The sequence below is a fragment of the Alcaligenes sp. GCM10023179 genome, assembly GCF_042653705.1.
Taxonomy (GTDB): domain Bacteria; phylum Pseudomonadota; class Gammaproteobacteria; order Burkholderiales; family Burkholderiaceae_B; genus Alcaligenes; species Alcaligenes phenolicus.
The window spans coordinates 1,533,729-1,555,691 of the sequence record NZ_JBHSIQ010000001.1 but is presented as its reverse complement, the minus strand read 5'-3'; the positions used below and the strand labels follow the sequence as shown (position 1 = coordinate 1,555,691).

The 21,963-nt window shown below is 56.5% G+C and carries 20 protein-coding genes; 4 read left to right on the top strand and 16 right to left on the bottom strand.

Annotated elements, in window-relative coordinates; translation table 11 throughout:
• Positions 1 to 55: 55 nt before the first annotated feature.
• Complete coding sequence (gene ndk / locus ACFPDR_RS06965) at positions 56 to 481, bottom strand: nucleoside-diphosphate kinase (RefSeq protein ID WP_009455885.1); 426 nt, start codon at positions 479 to 481, stop codon at positions 56 to 58.
• 253 nt (positions 482 to 734) lie between these two features.
• Here ndk and ACFPDR_RS06960 point away from each other — a divergent pair, with 253 nt between their 5' ends.
• Complete coding sequence (locus tag ACFPDR_RS06960; protein WP_376910935.1) at positions 735 to 3,587, top strand: valine--tRNA ligase; 2,853 nt, start codon at positions 735 to 737, stop codon at positions 3,585 to 3,587.
• A gap of 227 nt (positions 3,588 to 3,814) precedes the next feature.
• On the opposite strand, the gene ACFPDR_RS06955 is transcribed toward ACFPDR_RS06960, so the two are convergent.
• Positions 3,815 to 4,687 (bottom strand): LysR family transcriptional regulator, encoded by an 873-nt coding sequence (locus ACFPDR_RS06955; protein WP_376910934.1) that lies wholly within the window; start codon positions 4,685 to 4,687, stop codon positions 3,815 to 3,817.
• A gap of 76 nt (positions 4,688 to 4,763) precedes the next feature.
• Here ACFPDR_RS06955 and ACFPDR_RS06950 point away from each other — a divergent pair, with 76 nt between their 5' ends.
• Positions 4,764 to 5,732: a DMT family transporter gene (locus tag ACFPDR_RS06950; protein ID WP_376910933.1), complete on the top strand. Its 969-nt coding sequence runs from the start codon at positions 4,764 to 4,766 to the stop codon at positions 5,730 to 5,732.
• 72 nt (positions 5,733 to 5,804) lie between these two features.
• Here the strand turns inward: ACFPDR_RS06950 and trmD are convergent, their stop codons facing one another.
• From trmD to ACFPDR_RS06915, 7 genes are all read right to left on the bottom strand, one after another.
• A complete protein-coding gene (gene trmD, locus ACFPDR_RS06945) occupies positions 5,805 to 6,563 on the bottom strand; it encodes a tRNA (guanosine(37)-N1)-methyltransferase TrmD (protein ID WP_376910932.1) in 759 nt (252 codons plus the stop codon).
• Between the two features lie 88 nt (positions 6,564 to 6,651).
• Positions 6,652 to 7,251, bottom strand: a complete 600-nt coding sequence (gene rimM / locus ACFPDR_RS06940) for a ribosome maturation factor RimM (protein ID WP_009455896.1) — start codon at positions 7,249 to 7,251, stop codon at positions 6,652 to 6,654.
• Between the two features lie 33 nt (positions 7,252 to 7,284).
• Complete coding sequence (gene rpsP / locus ACFPDR_RS06935) at positions 7,285 to 7,545, bottom strand: 30S ribosomal protein S16 (RefSeq protein WP_009455906.1); 261 nt, start codon at positions 7,543 to 7,545, stop codon at positions 7,285 to 7,287.
• A gap of 136 nt (positions 7,546 to 7,681) precedes the next feature.
• Entirely contained in the window at positions 7,682 to 7,936 is a 255-nt protein-coding gene (locus ACFPDR_RS06930; protein ID WP_009455909.1) for a sulfurtransferase TusA family protein, read from the bottom strand.
• On the bottom strand, positions 7,936 to 10,563 hold the full coding sequence (gene alaS / locus ACFPDR_RS06925; RefSeq protein WP_035272252.1) for an alanine--tRNA ligase: 2,628 nt from the start codon (positions 10,561 to 10,563) through the stop codon (positions 7,936 to 7,938). Before alaS ends, ACFPDR_RS06930 begins: the two co-directional genes overlap by 1 nt.
• 284 nt (positions 10,564 to 10,847) lie before the next feature.
• Positions 10,848 to 11,780 (bottom strand): allantoinase PuuE, encoded by a 933-nt coding sequence (gene puuE, locus ACFPDR_RS06920; protein ID WP_021446474.1) that lies wholly within the window; start codon positions 11,778 to 11,780, stop codon positions 10,848 to 10,850.
• An 11-nt stretch (positions 11,781 to 11,791) separates the two neighbouring features.
• On the bottom strand, positions 11,792 to 12,520 hold the full coding sequence (locus tag ACFPDR_RS06915) for a GntR family transcriptional regulator (protein WP_035272249.1): 729 nt from the start codon (positions 12,518 to 12,520) through the stop codon (positions 11,792 to 11,794).
• A gap of 232 nt (positions 12,521 to 12,752) precedes the next feature.
• Here ACFPDR_RS06915 and uraH point away from each other — a divergent pair, with 232 nt between their 5' ends.
• Both uraH and ACFPDR_RS06905 read left to right on the top strand, forming a co-directional pair.
• Positions 12,753 to 13,106, top strand: a complete 354-nt coding sequence (gene uraH / locus ACFPDR_RS06910) for a hydroxyisourate hydrolase (protein WP_115633837.1) — start codon at positions 12,753 to 12,755, stop codon at positions 13,104 to 13,106.
• A gap of 58 nt (positions 13,107 to 13,164) precedes the next feature.
• The gene (locus tag ACFPDR_RS06905; protein ID WP_009455921.1) at positions 13,165 to 14,397 is read left to right on the top strand and encodes a urate hydroxylase PuuD; all 1,233 of its coding nucleotides are present in this window, start codon (positions 13,165 to 13,167) and stop codon (positions 14,395 to 14,397) included.
• 219 nt (positions 14,398 to 14,616) lie between these two features.
• Here the strand turns inward: ACFPDR_RS06905 and ACFPDR_RS06900 are convergent, their stop codons facing one another.
• From ACFPDR_RS06900 to ACFPDR_RS06870, 7 genes are all read right to left on the bottom strand, one after another.
• On the bottom strand, positions 14,617 to 15,096 hold the full coding sequence (locus tag ACFPDR_RS06900) for a hypothetical protein (protein WP_376910931.1): 480 nt from the start codon (positions 15,094 to 15,096) through the stop codon (positions 14,617 to 14,619).
• Positions 15,062 to 16,000 (bottom strand): hypothetical protein, encoded by a 939-nt coding sequence (locus ACFPDR_RS06895; protein WP_376910930.1) that lies wholly within the window; start codon positions 15,998 to 16,000, stop codon positions 15,062 to 15,064. The genes ACFPDR_RS06900 and ACFPDR_RS06895 overlap by 35 nt, the downstream gene beginning before the upstream one ends.
• A 572-nt stretch (positions 16,001 to 16,572) precedes the next feature.
• Entirely contained in the window at positions 16,573 to 17,172 is a 600-nt protein-coding gene (locus ACFPDR_RS06890) for a hypothetical protein (protein WP_137430223.1), read from the bottom strand.
• Positions 17,169 to 18,158, bottom strand: coding sequence for a TcpQ domain-containing protein (locus tag ACFPDR_RS06885; RefSeq protein ID WP_137430222.1), 990 nt, complete (start codon positions 18,156 to 18,158; stop codon positions 17,169 to 17,171). The genes ACFPDR_RS06890 and ACFPDR_RS06885 overlap by 4 nt, the downstream gene beginning before the upstream one ends.
• A 103-nt stretch (positions 18,159 to 18,261) precedes the next feature.
• Positions 18,262 to 19,575 (bottom strand): extracellular solute-binding protein, encoded by a 1,314-nt coding sequence (locus tag ACFPDR_RS06880; RefSeq protein WP_009455926.1) that lies wholly within the window; start codon positions 19,573 to 19,575, stop codon positions 18,262 to 18,264.
• Between the two features lie 7 nt (positions 19,576 to 19,582).
• The gene (locus tag ACFPDR_RS06875; protein WP_226348393.1) at positions 19,583 to 20,836 is read right to left on the bottom strand and encodes a D-amino acid dehydrogenase; all 1,254 of its coding nucleotides are present in this window, start codon (positions 20,834 to 20,836) and stop codon (positions 19,583 to 19,585) included.
• Positions 20,837 to 20,873: 37 nt separating this feature from the next.
• Positions 20,874 to 21,908: a CDP-6-deoxy-delta-3,4-glucoseen reductase gene (locus tag ACFPDR_RS06870; RefSeq protein ID WP_009455928.1), complete on the bottom strand. Its 1,035-nt coding sequence runs from the start codon at positions 21,906 to 21,908 to the stop codon at positions 20,874 to 20,876.
• Between the last annotated feature and the right edge of the window lie 55 nt (positions 21,909 to 21,963).

The window sequence follows — 21,963 nt, the reverse complement described above, 5'->3', positions numbered from 1 at the left end:
GGTGTGCCGGGCAAGTCTTGCTCAGAGTACCGCCAGTACTGCGCGGTTTAACGAATTAACGGCTGTAAACGTTGCACTCTGGGAAGAAGAAAGCGATTTCGACAGCAGCGGTTTCAGGAGCGTCGGAACCGTGAACGGCGTTAGCGTCGATGCTTTCAGCGAAGTCAGCACGGATGGTGCCGGCGTCAGCTTTCTTGGGGTCGGTAGCGCCCATCAGTTCGCGGTTCTTGGCAATGGCGCCTTCGCCTTCCAGAACTTGAACGAACACAGGACCGGAAACCATGAAGTCGACCAGATCCTTGAAGAAAGGACGCTCGGCGTGCACGCCGTAGAAGCGCTCGGCTTCGCCACGGGACAGGTGAACCAGGCGACCAGCGATCACTTTCAGGCCAGCGCCTTCAAAGCGGGAAATAATCTGACCGATCACGTTTTTAGCAACAGCGTCGGGCTTGATAATGGACAGAGTGCGTTCAATAGCCATGTGAAAATCCAAATAAGAACAATATAGTGTAGTCTTTGCTGCGTAAAGCAAAATGCAGATCCGACGGTTCGCGCTAAATTTTTTAATGAAAACAAGCACTTTCATCAGATTTACGGCAACCCGGCATTTTACCACGCCAAAGACGCACGGCCACATCTTAAAATAGTGCATCTTAAATTCGTTTTTTACCCAGGATTAGTCCCGCCCTATCTGGCACTGAACGTGCAATAAGGGGCAGGCAGACCGCATCACCATGACCAACTCATCCGCTACGACCTCCGACGAGCAATTATCCAAGAGCTTTGAACCCCAGGAAATCGAAACGCGCTGGTACGCGCGCTGGGAGCAAGCCGACCTTTTCAAGGGTGGCCAACATGTCCAGCCCTTGGGTGATCATCAGTCCGAACCCTTTGTGATCCAGTCCCCACCACCAAACGTCACCGGGACTTTGCACATGGGCCACGCCTTTAACCAGACCATCATGGATGGCCTGACGCGCTACCACCGCATGAAAGGCGACGATACGGTCTACATTCCCGGTACCGACCACGCCGGGATTGCGACCCAAATCATCGTGGAACGCCAGCTTGATGCCCAGAACATCAGCCGCCACGACCTGGGCCGCGAGAAATTCCTGGAAAAAGTCTGGGAGTGGAAAGAGAAGTCGGGCAATACCATTACCGGCCAGTTCCGCCGCCTGGGCGCGTCCTGTGACTGGAGCCGCGAATACTTCACCATGGACGACAATCTGTCCCGTGGCGTGCTGGAAACCTTTGTCCGTCTGTACGAGCAAGGCCTGATTTACCGCGGCAAGCGCCTGGTGAACTGGGACCCCGTGCTGGGCACCGCCGTATCTGATCTGGAAGTGGTCAGCGAGGAAGAAGACGGCCATCTGTGGGAAATCAGCTATCCGCTGACCACACCTCAAGGCGGTCTGACCCACCTGACGGTGGCCACCACCCGTCCGGAAACCATGCTGGGCGACGTTGCCCTGATGGTGCATCCTGAAGACGAGCGCTATATCGGCCTGATCGGTCAAACCGTTACCCTGCCCCTGGTTGGCCGTTCCATCCCGATCATCGCAGACGACTACGTAGACCCGGCCTTTGGTACCGGCGTGGTGAAGGTTACTCCTGCCCACGACTTCAATGACTACGCCGTTGGCCAGCGCCACGGCCTGGAAATGATCAGCATCCTGACGCTGGATGCCCATATTGCCGACACCGCCCCCGAAGCCTACCAAGGCCTGGAGCGCTTTGCTGCACGCAAGCAAATCGTGGCCGACCTGGAAGCCCAGGGCCTGCTCAAGGCCGTCAAGCCACACAAACTGATGGTGCCACGCGGCGACCGTACCAATACGGTTATCGAACCCATGCTGACCGACCAGTGGTTTGTCGCCATGAGCAAGCCTGCGCCAGACGACTCCCTGCACCCTGGCAAGAGCATCACCCAGGTTGCCCTGGATGTGGTGGCCGATGGCCGTGTGCGCTTCTACCCCGACAACTGGTCCAACACCTACAACCAGTGGCTGAACAATATTCAGGACTGGTGTATTTCCCGTCAGCTGTGGTGGGGTCACCAAATTCCCGCTTGGTACGCCGAAGACGGCAGCCTGTTTGTCGCCCGCTCCGAAGAAGACGCTCTGGAACAAGCCCGTGCCGCTGGCGTGACCGGCCCGCTGCGCCGCGACGAGGACGTACTGGACACCTGGTTCTCCTCTGCCCTGGTGCCCTTCACCGATCTGGGCTGGCCTGAAGAAACCCCGGATCTGGCTCGTTACCTGCCCTCCAGCGTGCTGGTAACTGGCTTCGACATTATTTTCTTCTGGGTGGCCCGCATGGTCATGATGAGCATGCACCTGACCGGCCGCGTTCCGTTCAACACCGTCTATGTTCACGGACTGGTGTGCGATATGGAAGGCAAGAAGATGAGCAAATCCAAGGGCAACACGATTGACCCGGTGGATTTGATCGACGGCATCGACCTGGAAAGCCTGATACACAAGCGCACCTTTGGCTTGATGAATCCCAAGCAGGCTCAAAGCATTAGCAAGCGCACCAAGAAGGACTATCCCGATGGCATCCCCGCCTTCGGTACGGACGCGCTGCGCTTTACCATGGCCGCTTACGCCACCCTGGGTCGCAACATCAACTTCGACATGAAGCGCTGTGAAGGCTATCGCAACTTCTGCAACAAGCTGTGGAACGCCACCCGCTTTGTGCTGATGAACACCGAAGGCCATGAACTGCACACCGACGCTGCTGCCGAACTGAGCTTTGCAGACCGCTGGATCATCAGCCTGCTGCAAGGCCTGGAACAGGACGCCGAGCGCGGTTTTGCCGACTACCGTTTCGACAACGTCGCCAACGCCATCTACCACTTTGTCTGGGACGAGTACTGCGACTGGTATCTGGAACTGGCCAAGACCCAGATCCAGAACGGCACGCCCGAGCAGCAGCTGGGCACCCGCCGCACCCTGATCCGTGTACTGGAAGTGGTGTTGCGCGTGGCACACCCCATCATCCCGTTCATTACGGAAGAGCTGTGGCAGAAAGTCTCGGTGGTAGCTGGCAAACGTGCTGCCAATGAAACCACCAGTATTTCGGTCCAGCCCTACCCTATCGCCAATCCGGCCGCCATTGATGAACAGGCCATGGCACAGGTTGCAGAACTAAAAGCCCAAGTGGACGCGATTCGCGCCTTGCGCGGCGAGATGAACCTCTCGCCCGCTCAGCGCGTGCCACTGGTTGCCCAAGGTGACGCTGCAATCCTGAGCACCAACAGCCCCTATCTGGCCAGCTTGTGCAAACTGGAAAGCGTAGACATCGTGGATCAACTGCCCACCGACGCCGGCGCCCCAGTACAAGTGGTCGACACCACTCAGCTGATGCTGCACGTAGAGATTGACGTGGAAGCGGAGCGCATCCGCCTGTCCAAGGAAATCGAACGTCTGCAAGGCGAGATCAACAAGGCCGAAGCCAAACTGGGCAACGCCAGCTTTGTAGAACGTGCACCTGCCGCCGTAGTTGAACAGGAGCGCCTGCGCGTGGCTCAATTCGGTGAGACACTGGCCAAGGTGAAACAGCAGTTTGATCGTCTGGGCTAATCGCCTGAATCAGGTCTCGGTGACGAGAAAAGGCCCTGCACGAGTGCAGGGCCTTTTTGCATCTATGGTCCTTCAATCCAGCGGCACTATTCCGATTACTCGTAACACACCCTCCCTGTTCATACGAAACAGAAGAACACAGGAGCATCACACCCGCGCAGACCGGTCGCGCACAGAAGCCATCCCGCACTGACACAACAAGAAAAAGCGAAGCCATCCTGAGCGCATCACCTCTTGTGATGTATTTTCCGGGCTATCCGCAAAAACGCCTGAGCAGCTGGAGAAAGCCGCTCGAAATTCAAAGCCGCCAGAGCAATTTCACGAGGCCTACACGGCTCCAGGCTGCGATAAATCACCCCTTCTGGTGGCTCCGGCAAGGCCAGCCTGCCCGCGATGGTCACAGCCACTCCTTGCGCGACAAAGCCCAACATGGAAGACAACTGCTCAAAGCGGAACAAGGCCCTGGGGACCGCCCCTGCTGCCGCCAGAAACTGATCTACATGCGGGCCAGAGCCTGCCGCAGTCCGAATAAACGGCAAGTCATGGAAGTCACTGGCAGAAACACGGGCGCAAACGGCCAAACGATGCTCTGCCGGCAGCACGGCCACCAGCTCATCCTGGGCCAAGGGCAAGCAGTCAAAGCGGTCATCCGGCAAGATCACAAAGCCCAGCTCCACACGCCGCTCCAACAGCCATTGCGCCACTTCACTATCAATACCCTCATCAATCTGCACCTCCACTTCGGGATGCGTCTGCCTGTAGCAAGCCAATAAATGCGGCAGCAAATGCAAGGACGAGGAAGCCCCAAAAGAAGCAATACGCAAGGTGCCACGGGCAATTCCCTGCTCGTAGCAGGCCTCTTGATGCAAGGCCTCTCTCTGCTGCAGGATATCGTTGGCACGTTGCAGCAACTTAGCCCCCACTTCTGTCAGCTCCACTGAGGTCGGGCCACGAGAAAACAGGCAGACACCCAAATCGGCCTCCAGCTGCTTGAGCGCATGACTGACTGCACTTTGCGTCACCCCCAAGGCACTGGCGGCCCGCGAAAAGCTGCCTATCCTGGCCAGCACGGAAAAGATTTCTAGTTGAGTGAAGGTCATGAGCGTTTACTCATTCGACTATGAAGCAATAAAAGTAAATAGTACCCCTGCTGAAATCTTCTCCATAGTGGCTTTAATGAAATCTCCCAACTACTCCGTACACCTAACTCTGATTGGCATGGCCGCTCTGTGGGGAGCTTCCTGGCCCTGGGGCCGAGTCGTAGCGCAAGCCATGCCGCCTTTGGCGGCAGCCAGTCTGCGCTTCCTGATTGCCAGTGTCGCACTGCTGCTTTGGATGAGCTGGAGCGGCCGACTGAAAGCCCTATTCACACTTGACTCCCGAGAATGGCTAGGTCTGCTTAACGCCTCGGCTTTTGGGGTATTTGGCTATTCAATTTTCTTTCTTCTGGCCCTGAAACTGGTGCCAGCAGGCAAGGCCAGCATGGTCGTTGCTCTGAACCCGGTCCTGATCCTGATTCTGGCCTCTTTGTTGTTTCGCGAGCCAGTCAACAAAAAGATGAGCCTGGGGGTGATCCTGGCCGTATCAGGGGCTCTCTATGCCCTGAGTGCCGGCTCTATCAGCAGCCTCATGCTGGGTCAGAGCGGAATAGGCGAATGGCTATTACTGGGCTGTGCTCTGTGCTGGGTCAGCTACACCTTGATTGGCCGCACCGTACTGACCACCGTAGATTCTCTGACCGCCACTAGCATGACCACATTGATTGGCGCAGTGCTGCTGTCCATCAGCAGCTTGGGGGTGGAGGGTCTTTCGGCCTGGGGCAGCCTGATCCATGCGCCAAGCCAAGCCTGGTACAGCGTATTGGCCTTGGGCCTGGGTTCAACGGCTCTGGCCTTCGCCTGGTATATGCACGGCGTGAAAAGCCTGGGCGCCACATCCGCAGGCGCCTACCTGGCCCTGGTACCGCTGTTTGGCGTTTTACTGTCCAGCCTGTGGCTTAAGGAGACCCTGAACCCATCCTTGATCGGCGGAGGTTTGCTGGCGATTAGCGGGATGGCCCTGATGAGCTGGGGACGGCAGACACTGAATACCAAGGACGACACCCCTGCGGAAAATTCGCAACTGCAGCTTGGCCAGTACGACTAACAAAGTCACCCAGATACAAAACGGCCCGCATAAAAACGGACCGTTAAGGTTTGGCGAACGCTTTAAACAAAGCTATTCGCTCAAGGAAGCCAAAGATGCCAAAAAGCGCTCGTCTGCCTTGCTAAGTTCGCCACGCTGACGGGCCTGCTCAATCAACTCGGGCCGCCGCAAGGCTGTCAAACGCAGGGATTGCTCACGCCGCCATGCCTGGATACGACCATGATGACCAGACATCAACACGTCGGGCACCGCCTGATCGCGGTATACCTCGGGACGCGTGTAATGCGGGCTATCCAGCAAGCCGCTATTGTCGGCATGGAAAGAGTCCTGACGAGCCGAGTCAGCGTCATTCAACACGCCGGGCAAAAGCCGAATCACGCTATCAATAATCGCCAGCGAGGCAATTTCGCCGCCAGACAGCACAAAGTCCCCCAAAGACAGTTCCTGGGTGACGCGCGCATCAATAAAGCGTTGATCGATACCTTCATAGCGACCGCAAACCAGAACCGCACCGGGACCTTGAGCCAGTTCCTGAGCCACAGCCTGGTCAAAGCGTCGCCCTGTGGGACTTAGCAAAATCACTTCCGGGCTATCGCCACGATCAGCCAAAGCCTGATCCAGGGCATCATTCAAGGGGCCAGCCAGCATGACCATGCCTGGGCCACCGCCGTAAGGACGATCGTCTACGGTACGGTGCACGTCAGTGGTGTAGTCGCGCGGGTTCCAGGTCCGCATCTGCCAGATGCCCTGTTTGTGCGCACGGCCAGTAACCCCAGCCTCGCTGACCACATCAAACATGTCCGGGAACAGGGTCAGGGCATCAAATCGCATGAGGACTCGGCAAGAGAAAAAAGCGGATACGCTTTACAAGGCTCGACCAGTCAGGCCAGAGCCATGCAGGTGCGCAGGATTGAAACGATCAAATCGCCCAGTGGCTGTGCAGCTCGCGGGCGGACATATCCACCGTATGCACAATGGCTTGCACAAAGGGAACCAGCTCTTCAAGCGGCCTGCCCTGTTCGTCCTTTACAGGTGTAAAAACACCTTCGGCATCCCAGAAGCCGCGGTGCACGACCAAAATGGCATGCGCGCCGTTATCCAGCACTTCCACCACTTCGCCCAGGCTTTCAGCCTGGCCGTCCTGCTCGCCAAAGAAGCGGCAGCCGATCAGATCGACCCAATAAAATTCGTCTTCGTCCGCTTTGGGGAAAGCGGCACGGGATACCCAAACGGTATGCCCCTTGAGAGCTTGAGCCAGCTCTCGATTATCCAGACCCTCAAACTGCGCCACGATGGTTGCACCATGCTGCTTTGCGGTTTGTATCTGTCTGGGTGACACAGACGCAAAAACGCCCGCCTGAGATTCAGGCCGGGGCGTTTTTAACCACCATGTCTTTGCATTCAGCAGCGCCTTGGTTTGCATGGAATGCGGCTGGATCTTGACCCAACCACGCACACCATAAGCGGAAACAATACGACCGAGCTCAACAAGGTCAGCAGGAATCGCAGATTGCTTCACACTAAACGCTACTAAAAAAACAGGTGAATCAACTTAGGCAGCCGAAGCAACCTTAGCCGAGTATTCTTTCAACAGGCGAGCCACAGCAGGCGAAACCTGAGCACCGTTGTCGGTGAAGTGCTTAACGCGGTCCATTTGCAGACGCAGGTTTTCATGACCTTCGCCAGCAACGGGGTTGTAGAAACCCAGACGTTCGATGAAGCGACCATCACGGCGTTGGCTCGCCTCGGCGGCTACTACGTTGTAAAAAGGACGCTTTTTGGAGCCACCACGGGCCAAGCGAATTACCACCATTGATAATCCCTTTATTGTGTAAGGTAAACAAAAAATTCTAGCACTATTCTGGCAAGCATGCCAAAAGTAACACGCTAAGATAGCAGATTCAGTGCTAGATACGCAACAGACAAAGCAGTATTCTACCGCCGTCGGCTCAACGACGGCGTAAAAAATGCAGAGTTTTTTCGGCTTGCTGGTCTTGAGCCAACAGTTCGTTGCCAGTTTGGCGACAAAAAGCCTGAAAATCTTGAATGGCGTGCTGATCGGTCGTGATGACCTGCAACACTTGCCCGGATTCCAGCTGTGCCAAGGCTTTCTTGGCACGCAAGATAGGCAAGGGGCATTTCAGCCCACTTGCATCAACCTGCAGATCGCTGTTGGGCAATGCGCCGGTCTCGGACATCGTCATTACGCACCCAATTTACTTTGAACCCAGGCCTGCACCGAAGCATTGGCCTGCGGCAGAACGCTGGCATCGGTACCGCCGCCCATGGCCATGTCAGGACGACCACCGCCCTTCCCGCCCATTTGCGAGGCCACAAAGCCCACCAGATCACCCGCCTTGACCTTGGAGGTCAGGTCAGGCGTCACGCCAGCCACCAGGCTGACTTTGCCGTCTGCCACGATAGACAGCAGGATCACGGCAGACTGCAGCTTGTTCTTCAACTGATCCGCCATTTCGCGCAAGGCTTTGGCCTCCACGCCTTGCAACGTGGCAACCAGCAAGCGGCTGCTGTCATTCAACGGGACAGCCTGAGCCAGCAGATCCTGGCCTGCCGAAGCAGCCAGCTTGGATTGCATTTGTTCGCGCTCGCGCTCCAGATCCTTGATCTGACCTTGCAAGGCGCTGATACGGGCAACCAGACCCTCTGGCTGCGTACGCAGACTGGCAGAAGCGTCGTTCAACAAGCGTTCCTGCGCTTGTACCCAATGCAGGCTGTTGGTGCCGGTGATGGCCTCGACACGGCGCACGCCAGCGGCTACACCGCCTTCCGAGACAATCTTGAACAGGCCAATATCGCCCGTACGTTGAACGTGAGTACCGCCGCACAGCTCGCGCGAGAAACCGATATCCAGTACGCGCACTTCATCGCCGTACTTTTCGCCAAACAAAGCCATGGCACCACCGCTAACAGCGTCATCAAAGGACATCAGTTGGGCTTGCACGGCCTGGTTAGCCAGAACCTGCTCATTCACAATGGCTTCGACCTGAGCGATTTGCTCGGCCGTCATGGCGGCATCGTGAGCAAAGTCAAAACGGGTCTTTTCGGCGTCCACCAGGGAACCACGTTGCTGCACGTGACCGCCCAGCACCTGACGCAAGGCCTTGTGCATCAAGTGCGTGGCCGAGTGATTACGGATCACGCGCTCACGGCGCTCGGTATCCACCTGGGCTTGAACAGTCTGGCCCACTGTCAGCGTGCCTGCGTTCAGCACCCCTTGGTGGCCGAAAACCTGATTGGAAATCTTTTGAGTATCTTGCACTTCAAAGGACAGGCCCTTGGCATCGCTCAAGATACCGGCATCCCCCACCTGACCACCGGATTCGGCGTAGAAAGGGGTGGCATCCAGAACCACCACCGCTTGCTGACCCTGAGCCACGGACTGCACCGAGGTGCCATCCACATACAAGGCGGTAACGGTGCCGCTGCCTTCCAGGGTGGTGTAGCCATCAAAACGGGTCTGCACACCGGAATAGCTCAAGCCTTCGGCTGTTTTGAACTTGCCCGAAGCGCGTGCCATCTGACGCTGGTTTTCCATGGCAACTTCAAAACCGTCCAGATCGACCTCAATGCCACGCTCGCGGCAGATGTCGGCGGTCAAGTCCACGGGGAAACCGTAGGTATCGTACAAGGTGAACAGCGTCTGGCCGTCCAGCTTGGCATTCTCCGGCAGGTTGGCCAAAGCGCCTTCCAGAATGCGCATGCCATTTTCCAGCGTTTCGCTGAAACGCTCTTCTTCCTGGCGCAGCACTTGTTCGATACGCTCGCGCTGGCTAATCAGCTCGGGGTAGGCTTCGCCCATGGTCAGGCCCAAGTCCTGTACCAAACGGTAAAAGAACAAGCCCTTCTGACCCAGTTTGTGACCGTGACGCAAGGCACGGCGAATAATACGGCGCAGCACATAGCCACGGCCTTCATTGCTGGGGATGACCCCGTCAATAATCAGAAAGCTGCAAGCACGGATGTGGTCAGCAATCACCTTGAGCGAGTTATTGCTCAAGTCGCTGGTCTTGGTTTCGCGTGCGGCGGCCTGAATCAGAGACTGGAACAGGTCGATCTCGTAATTGGAATGCACGTGCTGCAGCACAGCCGAAATACGCTCCAGGCCCATACCGGTGTCCACACAAGGCTTGGGCAGCGGCGTCATGGTGCCGTCGGCGGAACGCTCGAACTGCATGAACACCAGGTTCCATACTTCGATATAGCGGTCGCCGTCTTCTTCAGGCGATCCGGGAGGACCACCCCAAACGTCAGCGCCGTGATCGTAGAAGATTTCCGAACAAGGACCACAGGGGCCGGTATCGGCCATCTGCCAGAAGTTGTCCGAGTTGTAGCGTACGCCACCCTTATCGCCGATGCGGATGATGCGCTCTTTGGGCACACCAATTTCCGAAGCCCAGATATCGTAGGCCTCATCGTCTTCTTGATAGACGGTGACCCAGAGTTTCTCTGCAGGCAGCTTGTAAACCGTCGTCAGCAGCTCCCAGGCATAGCGAATGGCGTCTTGCTTGAAGTAGTCGCCAAAGCTGAAGTTGCCCAGCATTTCAAAAAAGGTGTGGTGGCGGGCGGTGTAGCCCACGTTTTCCAGGTCATTATGCTTGCCACCGGCACGAACACAGCGCTGAGAGCTGGTTGCACGGTTGTAGGGACGGGTTTCCTTGCCCGTGAACACATCTTTGAACTGCACCATCCCTGCGTTAGTGAACAGCAAGGTAGGGTCATTGCCTGGTACCAGCGAAGCCGAGGAGACGATGTGATGTCCCTTGGATTCAAAAAAAGAAAGAAACTTCTGACGAATTTCTGAGGTTTTCATTACATGCAACGCGATGGAAAATTTAACTGCCTATTATAAGACGATCAGCCTTGCAGCCCATGCGCGCGCTGCGCTGGCACAACACCTGCCGCCCCGGCAAAGCAGTGAGAAGCCAGGACGCCACACTCCCTGTACGAGCGGCTGCGTAAGCGTCAAATAGTACTGTTTTCAGCGGGCAGAAACAACAATTCCGACCCTGGCGAGTCGGAATGTGAAGGCACCCTGCTCATATTCAGGATGTCGTCCTGACGGGCCAGGAGGCATGAACCCTGGCCCTGCCTCGATCAGGCCTTGGGCTGATAGGGATGATGTTCGGCCCAATGACGGGCAATATCCACACGACGGCAAACCCAGACACGCTCGTGCGATTGCACGTAATCCAGGAAGCGCTGCAAGGCACGGAAGCGGCCAGGACGGCCAATCAGACGGCAATGCAAACCGATGGACAACATCTTGGGGGCTTCTTCACCTTCTTCGTAGAGCACGTCAAACGCGTCTTTCAGGTAGGAGAAGAAATGATCGCCGGTGTTGAAACCCTGAGGAGCCGCAAAGCGCATGTCATTGCTGTCCAGGGTGTAAGGCACGATCAATTGCGGCTTGACAGTATTGTCGCTGAGTTGAACCTCGGTCCAGAACGGCAGATCATCACCGTAGTAATCGGAGCTGTACAGGAACTGGCCTTCTTCTGCCACCAGACGCAAGGTGTTGGGGCTGTCACGGCCGGTGTACCAGCCTTCAGGGTGATGGCCCAGCAGGTCCGTCAGTACTTTTACGCACTGACGCATATGCTCGCGCTCCACCTCTTCGGATACGTTCTGGTAGTGAATCCAGCGGTAACCGTGGCACGCGATTTCATGGCCCAGGCGTACAAACTCCTGTGCCAGCTCGGGATGACGCTCCAGCGCCATACCCACACCGAAAATGGTCATGGGCAAGCCGCGTTTCTCAAACTCTTTCAGAATCCGCCAGACACCGGCACGCGAGCCGTATTCGTAAATGGATTCCATGGACAGGTGACGGTCCGGGTAAGCCGCTGCACCAATGATTTCGGACAGAAACTGTTCAGAGCCCGGATCACCGTGCAGAACGCAGTTCTCGCCGCCTTCTTCATAGTTCAAGACAAACTGCACCGCGATGCGCGCCCGATCAGGCCATTGTGCATGAGGCACGTTTTTACCGTAACCAACCAGGTCACGAGGGTACTTACTCAAGGACATACCGTCTCCGTTTAGCGTTTTACGCTGAGGGCCAGCCAAGGATCAGCAGCACTGCCATCACCCGCTTCGCTCATGCGATGTTCACAATCACTTAAGTGATGATGCATAGCCAGATGCGCGCCGTCGGCGTCGCCCTGACTAAGCTTGTCCAAAATCTCTTTGTGCTCGTAAAACGAGCAAGCCTGTTCGCCCGGTGTGTCGTGATAGGCAATGATGAGCGTGGTGCGGGCGCACAAGGTGTGCATCAGCTCGGTCAACTCATCGTTGCCAGCGCAGCGCGCCAGCATCACGTGAAACGCGTTTGACAGGCGCAACCAGCTGATGCGGTCGCCGTGTTCAAAAGCGTGCTGTTCACGTTCCACCATTTCATACAGGCCAGCCAAACGCTCCGGCAGATCCGGGTAGCTGATCAGTTTTTTCAGAATCAGCGCTTCCAGGTCTCGTCGCAGTTCAAACACATCCCGTGTCTGCTTGGCCGTCGGCTTCCAGATAAAAGCGCCACGATTGGGCTCGATAACCACAATCTTGTCGTGTTCGAGGGCAGCCAGCGCCGCACGAACGGTCGCCCGCGAGCACTCGAAAATCGTGCACAGCGTGGCTTCCGTCAGTTTGGTTCCAGGCAAAAGACGACGGTCAACGACCGCATCAAAGATCTGGCTATAAACACGCCCGACCTCGCTATCTGCCATGCCTCCCTCTAGCAGCGAGGAGGCGCTGGGCGCTTGGGATTCACTGCTCATCCCCTCTTGCCGCCGTATCTGAAGCATAGAATTTCTCGTTATTGACTATTGACAATTATTCGGTACCCCGACAAAATCGTCAACATAAATTGTCGACAATCTGATTCCTCAAACAGAGCGACAGTTTCGGGGCCTCAACCCAGCGCACTGATCCTTGCACCGTTGGCCCCCGGCCGGTTCTCAAAACTGGGCTCGCTGGACCTTTTTTGATCACCATAAACCGGAGACATTTATGGGAAAGCTATCAACCCATGTCCTTGACACGACTCAAGGGCGCCCAGCCAGCGGCGTGCGCGTCGATCTTTATTCCATCGAAAACGATCAACGCACTCTGATCAAAACCACTCACACCAACAGCGACGGTCGCTGTGATGAGCCCCTGCTGCAAGGCCAGGCCATGCACACGGGCGTTTTTGAACTGGTGTTCCATGCAGGTGACTACTTTGCCGCCAGCGGTGTGGCTCTGCCCGAGCCACGCTTTGTGGATCAGGTCGGCATTCGCTTTGGTATCGCTGATGCCAATGCCAATTACCACGTACCTCTGGTCGTGACCCCCTGGTCCTGGTCTACCTATCGCGGCAGCTGATCGCGTATCCAAGTCGACTTTTCGCTTCTATACGAAACCACTCTGATACGAGATCTTTATGTACGCTTACCTACTTGAGTACGGCAACCTGCTGTTGCGCTGGTTGCACGTGATTGCGGCTGTCGCCTGGATCGGCGAGTCCATCTACTTTGTGATGCTGGACAATGGCCTGAAACCGCCTAAAGGCGAAGAAAGCAAGAAACGCGGTGTATTTGGCGAGATGTGGGCTGTCCACGGCGGCGGCTTCTATCACAACCAGAAATACCTGACTAATCCGGCCGAACTGCCTGATGACCTGCACTGGTCTTTCTGGAAGTCCTACACCACCTGGTTGTCCGGTTTCTTCCTGTTCGCCCTGCTCTACCTGACCAAGCCCGAGTTCTATCTGGTCAACCCCAACAGTCCCTGGGAATGGGCGGCTCAAATGACAGGCACTCAGGCCAACGTCATGGCCATTGCCTTCCTGGTATTGGGCTGGGTGGTCTATAACGGCCTGTGCCGCCTGATCAGCCCCAACATGAACCGCGACGGCCTGCTAAGCGTGGCGGTGGCGATCATGATGGTGGTCGTGGCTTACCTGAGCGCCCACATCTTCTCGGGTCGTGCTGCGTTCTTGCTGACGGGTGCTGTCATGGCCACCAGCATGTCGGCCAACGTGTTCTTCTGGATCATTCCCGGCCAGCGCCGCATGGTCAAGGCACTGAAAGCCGGTCAGGCGCCCAACCCTCTGGATGGCAAGCGCGGCAAACAGCGTTCGGTACACAATACCTACTTCACGCTGCCTGTCCTGCTGCTGATGCTGAGCAACCACTACTCGTTCACGTATAACAACCCCAATGCGTGGATCATCATGGTGCTGTTCATCTTTGCCGGTGCCCTGATCCGTCAATACTTCGTGCTGATGCACGCTGGCATCAAAAAGCCTGCCTACCCGGCTGCCGGTGTTGTGCTGCTGCTGATCGTGGGTTACCTGGCGGCTCCTGCCAGCTTGAAGGGTGAAGTTGCCAGTGCACCTGAAGCTGCCAACGGTGCGGAAACAATCAGTGTTGCCCGTGTCCAGGAAATCATGGACGCACGATGTGTTCAGTGTCACGCGGTCAAGCCCAATGCCGACTTCGGCTTTACGGCTGCCCCTGCCGGCATGTTGCTCGATACCATCGACAACACGGTACTGCACGCCGAACAGGTCAAGACCGTGGTGCACTCCAAGTACATGCCCTTGGGTAACATGACGCAAATGACCGACGAAGAGCGTGCCGCCATTGCCGCTTGGAGCGGTACCCGCGACTAATGCAGAACAAGGCTCAAGCCTGACGAGCGACAAGCTCCGTAGTAACTTCCAACCCCGATATGATGAAAATCATGTCGGGGTTTTTTCTTGCTTCGGGTCTATGAAGCCGCCTGTCTGGTCTGCTGCTGCACGAACCCACGGCCTTGCTGATTCAAGAACAGTCAGGCGTGAAACCTGCAAAGCAGTAAGCCTGGGCTTCTGCGAATCGCAGAAGTCCGATCACACTTGGCCCTGCCCGGAAGGCAAACATAGTTTGATGGATTGCAATTCCAGTTGCGGTTGCGGTTGCGGTTGCGGTTGCGCAGCCTGAGCCTGGGTTTGCCCTATTTCAAGCTCAATACAGCGACTACTCAAAGACAAGAGGCGCATGGACCTATCTCGCTCACGCCCTATCGGCCAAAGCTGTCCTTGCTGAAACAGGAGCAGACGCTGCTCATGCTGCACTTCGGCTAGCAACTGGGTGTCTTTTCCATAGATCGCTTTCAGCTTCAATGCAGGGGTGGACTTACTGGATTTGATCTTGGCCACATCAGGCTGACTCGCCCCCTCTTGCTCCTGTGGTGTCCTCAAGCAGGACGACATGTTCTGCCGCGCCTGTTCGGCTTCCAGCAACAGCATCTCCCTTACTATCGTCGCCATGGTTTCCATCGCCCAAGCCGGTGCACTAAACATCAGCGTCAGACCAAACAGAATGCTCAAAAGGGGTCTGCATGTAATCGGCCAGATCCTGATCAGCCAGATCCCGCTGCGCAGATTCATAAACATAGCCTTCCAGCTCCACGATAAAAGCGCTGCCCAGCAGCGAGGGGTAGGACCGCGAGTTCAATGACAAGCTCATACGCTCCCAGTGCAGTTCAGGAAGCTGGGCCGCCAGTAAGTACACCGAGCGCAGAGGCGATTGGCTGAGCCAGGAACGGCGCCACACGCCTGCCCTTGTTTGCTCATTTTCGGCGGAGGATTCAACCCACTGAGCGGGGCTCAATGACAAGCGCATAAAAGCAGGCTGCAGGGCCGCCAGCTTGGCATGCAAACCTGGAGATGCCGCAGTTGGCATTCGCGTATGATCTTTCGTTTCCAAGAGCTGAGGAATCCATGTCTGATACCCGCGCCGGATACTCAAAGCCCCCTGCCCCAAGCCGGTGAACTCCAGCACATTCGGCTCACGAATCTGGCTATTCATGGCCGCACTAAAACTTTGCACATCCTCAAACCCGTAATGTGCCCTGCACTCCCACAGGCCGGCCTGACGGCGACAATCCACCTGCTGCAATTGCCAGTCTGCCCCCTGAGCAGGAAGCTCCTCAATCAAGCCCAACACAGATTGAATACTCGTCAAACCATGCTCTTCCTGTGATGGACTTTGCTCCCAATCAGACGCCATGGCAGCCAAGCGAGCCCGAAGATCAAGGGAGAACACGCTTCCAAGCGTAGCCAACACCAGCAAAGAAAGAACCGCCAGACGAAGCGGGATCTTTTCACACCCACCAACACGCCTGACAGGCTGGCGCAGCATACGGCCCTGCGGTCTTCTGCCCTGTTCCAGACAGACCCATAAATCAGCAGGTTGCCGCAGTTCACGTATAGAGGGATAACGCGCCTGCATGGCCCGCCGCAAGGTCTGCACTTGCCCGATCTGAGCCAGGAGGCAATCGCTACCTTCCATCACCTGACCATGTTCAAGCACCAGAAACCACAAACGGCCAGGAGCCACCGTCCATAAAAGAAAAACTGCGTCCTGAGGGTGGTGGGCAGCCATACAGGCAGCCGCAGAATAAGCCTGAACTCGCGTTAGTCTGGCTCTTGAAGGCCCATTCTGGGCCAAGCGCAAGACAGATTGGGTCCTCCGGCTGTTCAGCCAACAACTTGGAACCCAAGCCATTGCCTGCCCTGCTGTTCGTCCTGCTGTTCGTCCTGCTGTTCGTCCTGCTGTTCGTCCTGCTGTTTGCCCTGCTCTTTGTCCTGCTACATCCTCATCAGTCTTTTCCTGTACTTGTTGTAGTTCTTCTATTTGCCTTTCCGTTTGCTTACGTGCCTGTTCTCTCAGCCCCCCTTTCACTCCCATCAAGCAAGTCCAATACGATCTCTTCATTCGACGATTTTGAGTCCGCCGCATACCGTCCCTGGCATCCACCCACTGCAACCCAAACCAGTACTCCCGCTCAGGCAAGACAGAACTCATTTCACACCTCGACCAATTAAGCCCCCTGTCCCTGACCCGTCTACTTGTCGCAATCCAGACTGCTGCCCCAAAGCCAGAGAACTCTCATCGCGATACAACTCAATACGGCCTGCCTGATAACGCCACTTCAGGCCATATACCGCTGCAATCTGATCCAACAAGGCTGACAAACGTAGTTGTTCAAAAATCAGACCTCCCTGCCGAGTCGATTCCGGCCCCTCCTGCCCAGCGGTTCGTGGCGGGAAATGCGTTAAAGGCAAACGAGCCTGCGGGCTAATGAAAACGCTCAGATCAGACAATAAAGACAAACGACGCGCCAGCTCATCCAGATCGGGCAAAGGCGCTTCCAAAGAAAAACTGAAGGTTTGTCTGGAGCGCAATGCCGCTGGCAAGGCAGCCTGTTTTCGTAAAGGCACGGCCGCCCCCAGCAACCAGGGCTTGTCGACAGACTGTGCATGTGCCACGGAGGATGGACTATTGCCATCCAACACCACGGCATCATCCAGCCATGCCTGAGCCTGATCAACATGCTGCCCTGCTGTTTGCAAGCTGCAAGCCGCTATCAGCGGCAAAAGCAAGAGACAGAGATAATTCATGACTGTCCCTCGGGCGAAGCACTGGGATCACAGGCTTGCGGCCAAGCCAGAATCCTGAGCACCTGATTTGAGTAAAAACAGGCCTGCAAAGGATGAGCATTCAGTTGGGCAGCCGCCAACAACTGAGCCACAGCAGTCTCAAAGTCCCCCTCAAAGCGAGCCGCCGCCTTGATAGGGAAATCAACCTCCAAAGTCCAATGCTCAGGTGCAAAAACCCATTGCGCTTGCTTAGCCCATCGGACTAATGCCTGCCTCAAGGTTCTATCCTTGATTCGCAGTTCAAAAACAGGCTCTGCAATGGACTGTGCATCCACACCAGGAGCTGAGACTGGCAGCAACTCTGAACGGGCTTGAAAGGCTTGTGTCTGCAACACATTCCCAGGGGCAGACTCGCCCTCCTTCACTTGAGCCGCCATCCAATCTGGCGCGGGCTTTCCAGAAAACAGACTACTTTGCTCGGAAGAGCGGATATCGGAACGACTTAGGGGGAAATGGCTTGGCGAAGAATCACTACGCTGGGAGAGACTGGCTCGGGCTTGCTGCTGATCCTTCTGTTGACTACGGTCCTGTGGCAAGGCATCCGATGCCTCTACGCCAAGTGTTGCAGCACCCTCAGCATGGGCACTCTTGCGCCCTAAACTAGCCTGCGCCTGTGCTCGTCCGGCCCGAAATATCAACTCCGTCCACAGGCCTTCAATCACTTGAAACTGCCCCAAGGGCTTCAAAGACAGCAGCGTTTCCTGTCCATTCCTGCGCCCCAACACCGCTGGCAGCATCTGCTCCGGTGCAAAATGCAGCCAGATACGCCTGCCGTTATCAAACACCTGCATAGGGCCGACTTGAGGGTCGCCAGACAAGCGCCAATCGAAGTTAAAGACGCGTGTTCCCGGATCAGCCAACAGGCCATCAGGCCCCTGACTGGTCTGACAGGCAGACAACCCCAGGCCACACATCAGCAAGACGCAGAAACGGACAAGAAAACGCATTGCGAGCACCCAAAGAAAAAACCCCATGTCCCGTCAAGGGCATGGGGTTTATCTTCAAGGATGCTCGCTCAAACCGCTAGATCGGCTTGTACGCACAGATAAATCAGCGTCCTTTCTGAGCCACCAGTCGGTTGGCTTCCGTGGCGGCGGTACGCAAGGCCGTCATGGCAGGTTGCTGACCGTCCAGCGCGCTTTCCAGGCTCTGGTTGAACACGGCGCGAATCTGGCGGTAGTTACGGAAGTTGCCCTTGGCTGTACCCGATGTACCGCTGCTGTAGGCGCCCACCAGGTGCATCCAGTCGCCCTTGTCCTTGTAGTAGTCGCTACCCGTCGCGTTAAAGGCTTCACGGCTTACAGGCAAAAAGCCTGTTTTCTGATACCAGCGAGCGGCATTCTCTGGCTGGGCCAACCAGCTGATGAAGCGGGCCGAGGCCTGGTTCTGTTCAGCGTTATGGCCTTTCACCGCCCACAGAGCGGAGCCAGTCACAAAAGGCTTGCCGGGGGTTTGGGTGACTTCAGGGTAGTAAGGCAGACCAGTCACAGCGTACTTCAGGCCGCGCGTGTCGCTGTACTCACCGATATGGCCGGAGTTGGAGAACATGACTGCACATTCACCCTTGGCAAAACGCTGGGGCGACTCGGGCAAGGTGCCGGGTTTGACCATCAGCTCGGATTTCACCCAACTGATCATCATGGACAAGTGACGGATATACATCACGTCAAAATCAAAGCCCACTTTGCCTTTAACCTTGGGTCCGGGTGCCAGACCGTAAATCTGGTTATTAACCGCTGCCAGGTTCTCCAGGTTGATGGAGACAGACTGGTCGGAGGTCAAAGGACAACGGCGCGAGCCTTTATTGGCCAGATCAACCAGTTGAGCTTGCAAGTCCAGCCAGACACGGCTGGGCACGGGAGGCTCGATCTTGGCTTTATCAAACGCTTCCAGGTTGTAGTACATGACCGGAATTTCGGCCATGTAGGGGAAACCTTGCAATTGGCCCCGGCCATTGCGCACAAAGGAATTCGAGGCCAGGAACCAGGACACATTGTCCATTTTTTCCCGGGCCAGCAAGGTGTGCATGGGCATGATGTAGGAGCGGTCGGCGACCTCGTCCAGGCCGGACATCTCGCCTAACTGCACCAGATTGGGCAAATCCTTGCCCGCTTGCATGACCTGCTCCAAAGAGGCTTCTGTGTCATGCGCCTTGACCGACACCTTGACGTCGCTCTGGCTACGATTGAAATCCCGAACCAAGCGTTCGAACTCGTCCTGATTGTGCGAGTTCAAAGCGGTCCAGACCTGAATATCAACGGCTGCCAGGGCGGTCGACCCGAACAGCAAAGCGGCTGAGCCACCCGCTGCCATCGCCAAAGCCATAACACCACGTTTCAACAGTAATCCGCGTAGATTTTTCATACATCCTTCAAGATAAAAAAGGAAATTCAGGTTCGGGTTTGTGCCCCATGACCAGGTCCGCCAAGGCTCGGCCAGAGCCTATGCCCATGGTCCACCCCAAGGTGCCATGCCCGGTATTCAGGTACAGGTTGGGAATGGAGGATCGGCCTATCAGTGGGACATTTGATGCTGTGGCAGGACGCAGTCCTGACCAGAAATGAACATTATCAAAATCCAATGCGCTTGGGAACAGATCAGCCACATGCGTTAACAAAGCCTGACAGCGGGCGGGGTTCAAGCTACGCGTATAGCCCGACAATTCGGCCGTTCCAGCAACCCGCAGGCTATCGCCCAGGCGGGAAAAAACCAGTTTGTGATCTTTATCTGTCAGGCTGACAGTAGGCGCGCCCTCGGGGACCAGCACCGGGAAGGTGGCCGAATAGCCTTTGGCCGGATAAACGGGGCAGGAAATTCCCAGCGGCTGCAGGACGGTAGGGCTGAAACTACCCATGGCCACCACGAAGGCGTCTGCCTGTATGGAGTCGTACGCACCATCCGCGCCTATGACCTCGACCCCCACCACTCGGCCCTTGGCCGTCAGCAAACGGGTGATTTGAGTAGAAAAGCGAAATTCCACTCCGGCTCGCCTGGCCATGGCCGCCAAACCGCAGGTGAATTGATTGGCATCGCCCGACTCATCATCTTTGGTGTAGTCGCCACCCACGATCTGGCCGCGCGCCGATGCCAGGGCAGGCTCCAGCTGCACCAGTTCGTCCACGCTCATGATGCGGCGGTCCACTCCCATATCTCGCATGACGTCGGCCATTTGCTGGGAGTCGTCCAGGCTTTGGGCATCCCGGTAAAACGTAATGATGCCTTTTTCCTGATGGCGATAATCAAAATCCAGACTGGGACGCAATTGCTTGAGCGTGCTGCGGCTGTATTCCGCCATGGCCACCAGCGCGCGCACATTGGGCGTAACCCGCCCCGGCAGGCACTCTCGCAAGAAAGACAAGCACCAGCGCCACTGGCGCAGGTCCAGACGCGGACGGAACAACAAGGGAGCATCGTCCTGCAACAACCATTTCAGCAGTTTGAGCGGCATTTTCGGGTTGGCCCAGGGCTCGGCATACGAGACCGAGATTTGCCCGCCATTGGCACGCGAGGTTTCCTGCGCGGGACCGGTTCCCCGATCCACGACCACCACCTCACAACCTTGCTGGCTGAGCCACCAGGCAGTTGATACCCCAATAATGCCGCTGCCCAGAACTGCTACTTTCATGTGTACTGTCCGCTTGTTGAGCTATTGATCAAGACACTTACTTTACGTCTGCCAGCGACGTAAAGGCATCTGCAAAATAATTGTCCGGATTCAGTTGAGCCTGCTCCACAAAATCCTTGCGGGCCGCTTCAACCATGCCCGGCGCGCCACAGGCGTACACCTGCCAGGCCGACAGATCAGGCAAATCAGCCAGTACCGCCTGATGCACAAAGCCGGTACGACCTGTCCAGCCATCTTCAGGCTGAGCGTCGGAAATCACCGGAATGAAACGCAAGTTAGGCAGTTCGCTGGCCCATTTCTCGGCCAGTTCGGACTGGTACAGATCCTTGGGTCGACGCCCGCCCCAATACAAAGCCACTTCGCGCTGGCTGCCGGTTTGAATCAGGCGCTCGATCAAGGCCTTGATCGGAGCAAAACCTGTACCGCTGGCCAGAAACACCATAGGAGCCGCGCTATCTTCACGCAGGAAGAAAGAGCCCAAAGGTGCTTCCACGCGCAGAATCTCGCGCTCTTTCATGGCGGTAGCACCGGCACCAAAGACGTGGTCGGTAAACACGCCACCGGGCATGTGACGGATATGCAATTCCACCTGATTGTCTTCCCGTGGCGGTGTGGCCATGGAGTAGCTGCGACGGCTGCCGTCCTTCAGGATGAACTCCAGATACTGACCTGGGTAGTAACGGAATGGCTCGGACGATGGCATTTGCAGACGCACCACCATCACATCATCACGCACTTTTTCCAGGCCCACCACGCGCGACGGCATCTTGCGAATCTGGATGTCGGTCGCCATACGAATTTCGTGGGACTCAATCAGCATGTCGCTGCTGGGCTTGGCCTGACAGAACAGGGTGTAACCTGCAGCGCGGTCCTCTTCGCTCAGCAACTGCTCGGGCGCACGGCCTGCATCGTATTCGCCTTCAATGACCTTGCCACGGCAAGACGAACAGGTGCCATTGCGGCAGCTGTAGGGCAAGACAATACCGGCATTGAGCGCGCCATCCAGCACAGACTGTCCGGGCTGTACGTCAAAACTGTGCCCGCTGGGCTGAACCGTGACTTTGAAACTCATATCCAACACTCAAAAAAGAAATCTATCAGGCGGAGGGCCAGCCTCCGGCGGCTAT

Coding starts and splice junctions, on each gene's coding strand:
- uraH (WP_115633837.1), top strand. CDS start 12,753: ATGGGAAAGCTATCAACCCATGTCCTTGACACGACTCAAGGGCGCCCA.
- ACFPDR_RS06905 (WP_009455921.1), top strand. CDS start 13,165: ATGTACGCTTACCTACTTGAGTACGGCAACCTGCTGTTGCGCTGGTTG.
- ACFPDR_RS06895 (WP_376910930.1), bottom strand. CDS start 16,000: ATGCAGGCGCGTTATCCCTCTATACGTGAACTGCGGCAACCTGCTGAT.
- puuE (WP_021446474.1), bottom strand. CDS start 11,780: ATGTCCTTGAGTAAGTACCCTCGTGACCTGGTTGGTTACGGTAAAAAC.
- ACFPDR_RS06950 (WP_376910933.1), top strand. CDS start 4,764: ATGAAATCTCCCAACTACTCCGTACACCTAACTCTGATTGGCATGGCC.
- ACFPDR_RS06930 (WP_009455909.1), bottom strand. CDS start 7,936: ATGACGATGTCCGAGACCGGCGCATTGCCCAACAGCGATCTGCAGGTT.
- ACFPDR_RS06885 (WP_137430222.1), bottom strand. CDS start 18,158: ATGCGTTTTCTTGTCCGTTTCTGCGTCTTGCTGATGTGTGGCCTGGGG.
- ACFPDR_RS06890 (WP_137430223.1), bottom strand. CDS start 17,172: ATGAATTATCTCTGTCTCTTGCTTTTGCCGCTGATAGCGGCTTGCAGC.
- ACFPDR_RS06880 (WP_009455926.1), bottom strand. CDS start 19,575: ATGAAAAATCTACGCGGATTACTGTTGAAACGTGGTGTTATGGCTTTG.
- ACFPDR_RS06960 (WP_376910935.1), top strand. CDS start 735: ATGACCAACTCATCCGCTACGACCTCCGACGAGCAATTATCCAAGAGC.
- alaS (WP_035272252.1), bottom strand. CDS start 10,563: ATGAAAACCTCAGAAATTCGTCAGAAGTTTCTTTCTTTTTTTGAATCC.
- ndk (WP_009455885.1), bottom strand. CDS start 481: ATGGCTATTGAACGCACTCTGTCCATTATCAAGCCCGACGCTGTTGCT.
- rpsP (WP_009455906.1), bottom strand. CDS start 7,545: ATGGTGGTAATTCGCTTGGCCCGTGGTGGCTCCAAAAAGCGTCCTTTT.
- ACFPDR_RS06870 (WP_009455928.1), bottom strand. CDS start 21,908: ATGAGTTTCAAAGTCACGGTTCAGCCCAGCGGGCACAGTTTTGACGTA.
- ACFPDR_RS06875 (WP_226348393.1), bottom strand. CDS start 20,836: ATGAAAGTAGCAGTTCTGGGCAGCGGCATTATTGGGGTATCAACTGCC.
- ACFPDR_RS06915 (WP_035272249.1), bottom strand. CDS start 12,520: ATGAGCAGTGAATCCCAAGCGCCCAGCGCCTCCTCGCTGCTAGAGGGA.
- ACFPDR_RS06955 (WP_376910934.1), bottom strand. CDS start 4,687: ATGACCTTCACTCAACTAGAAATCTTTTCCGTGCTGGCCAGGATAGGC.
- trmD (WP_376910932.1), bottom strand. CDS start 6,563: ATGCGATTTGATGCCCTGACCCTGTTCCCGGACATGTTTGATGTGGTC.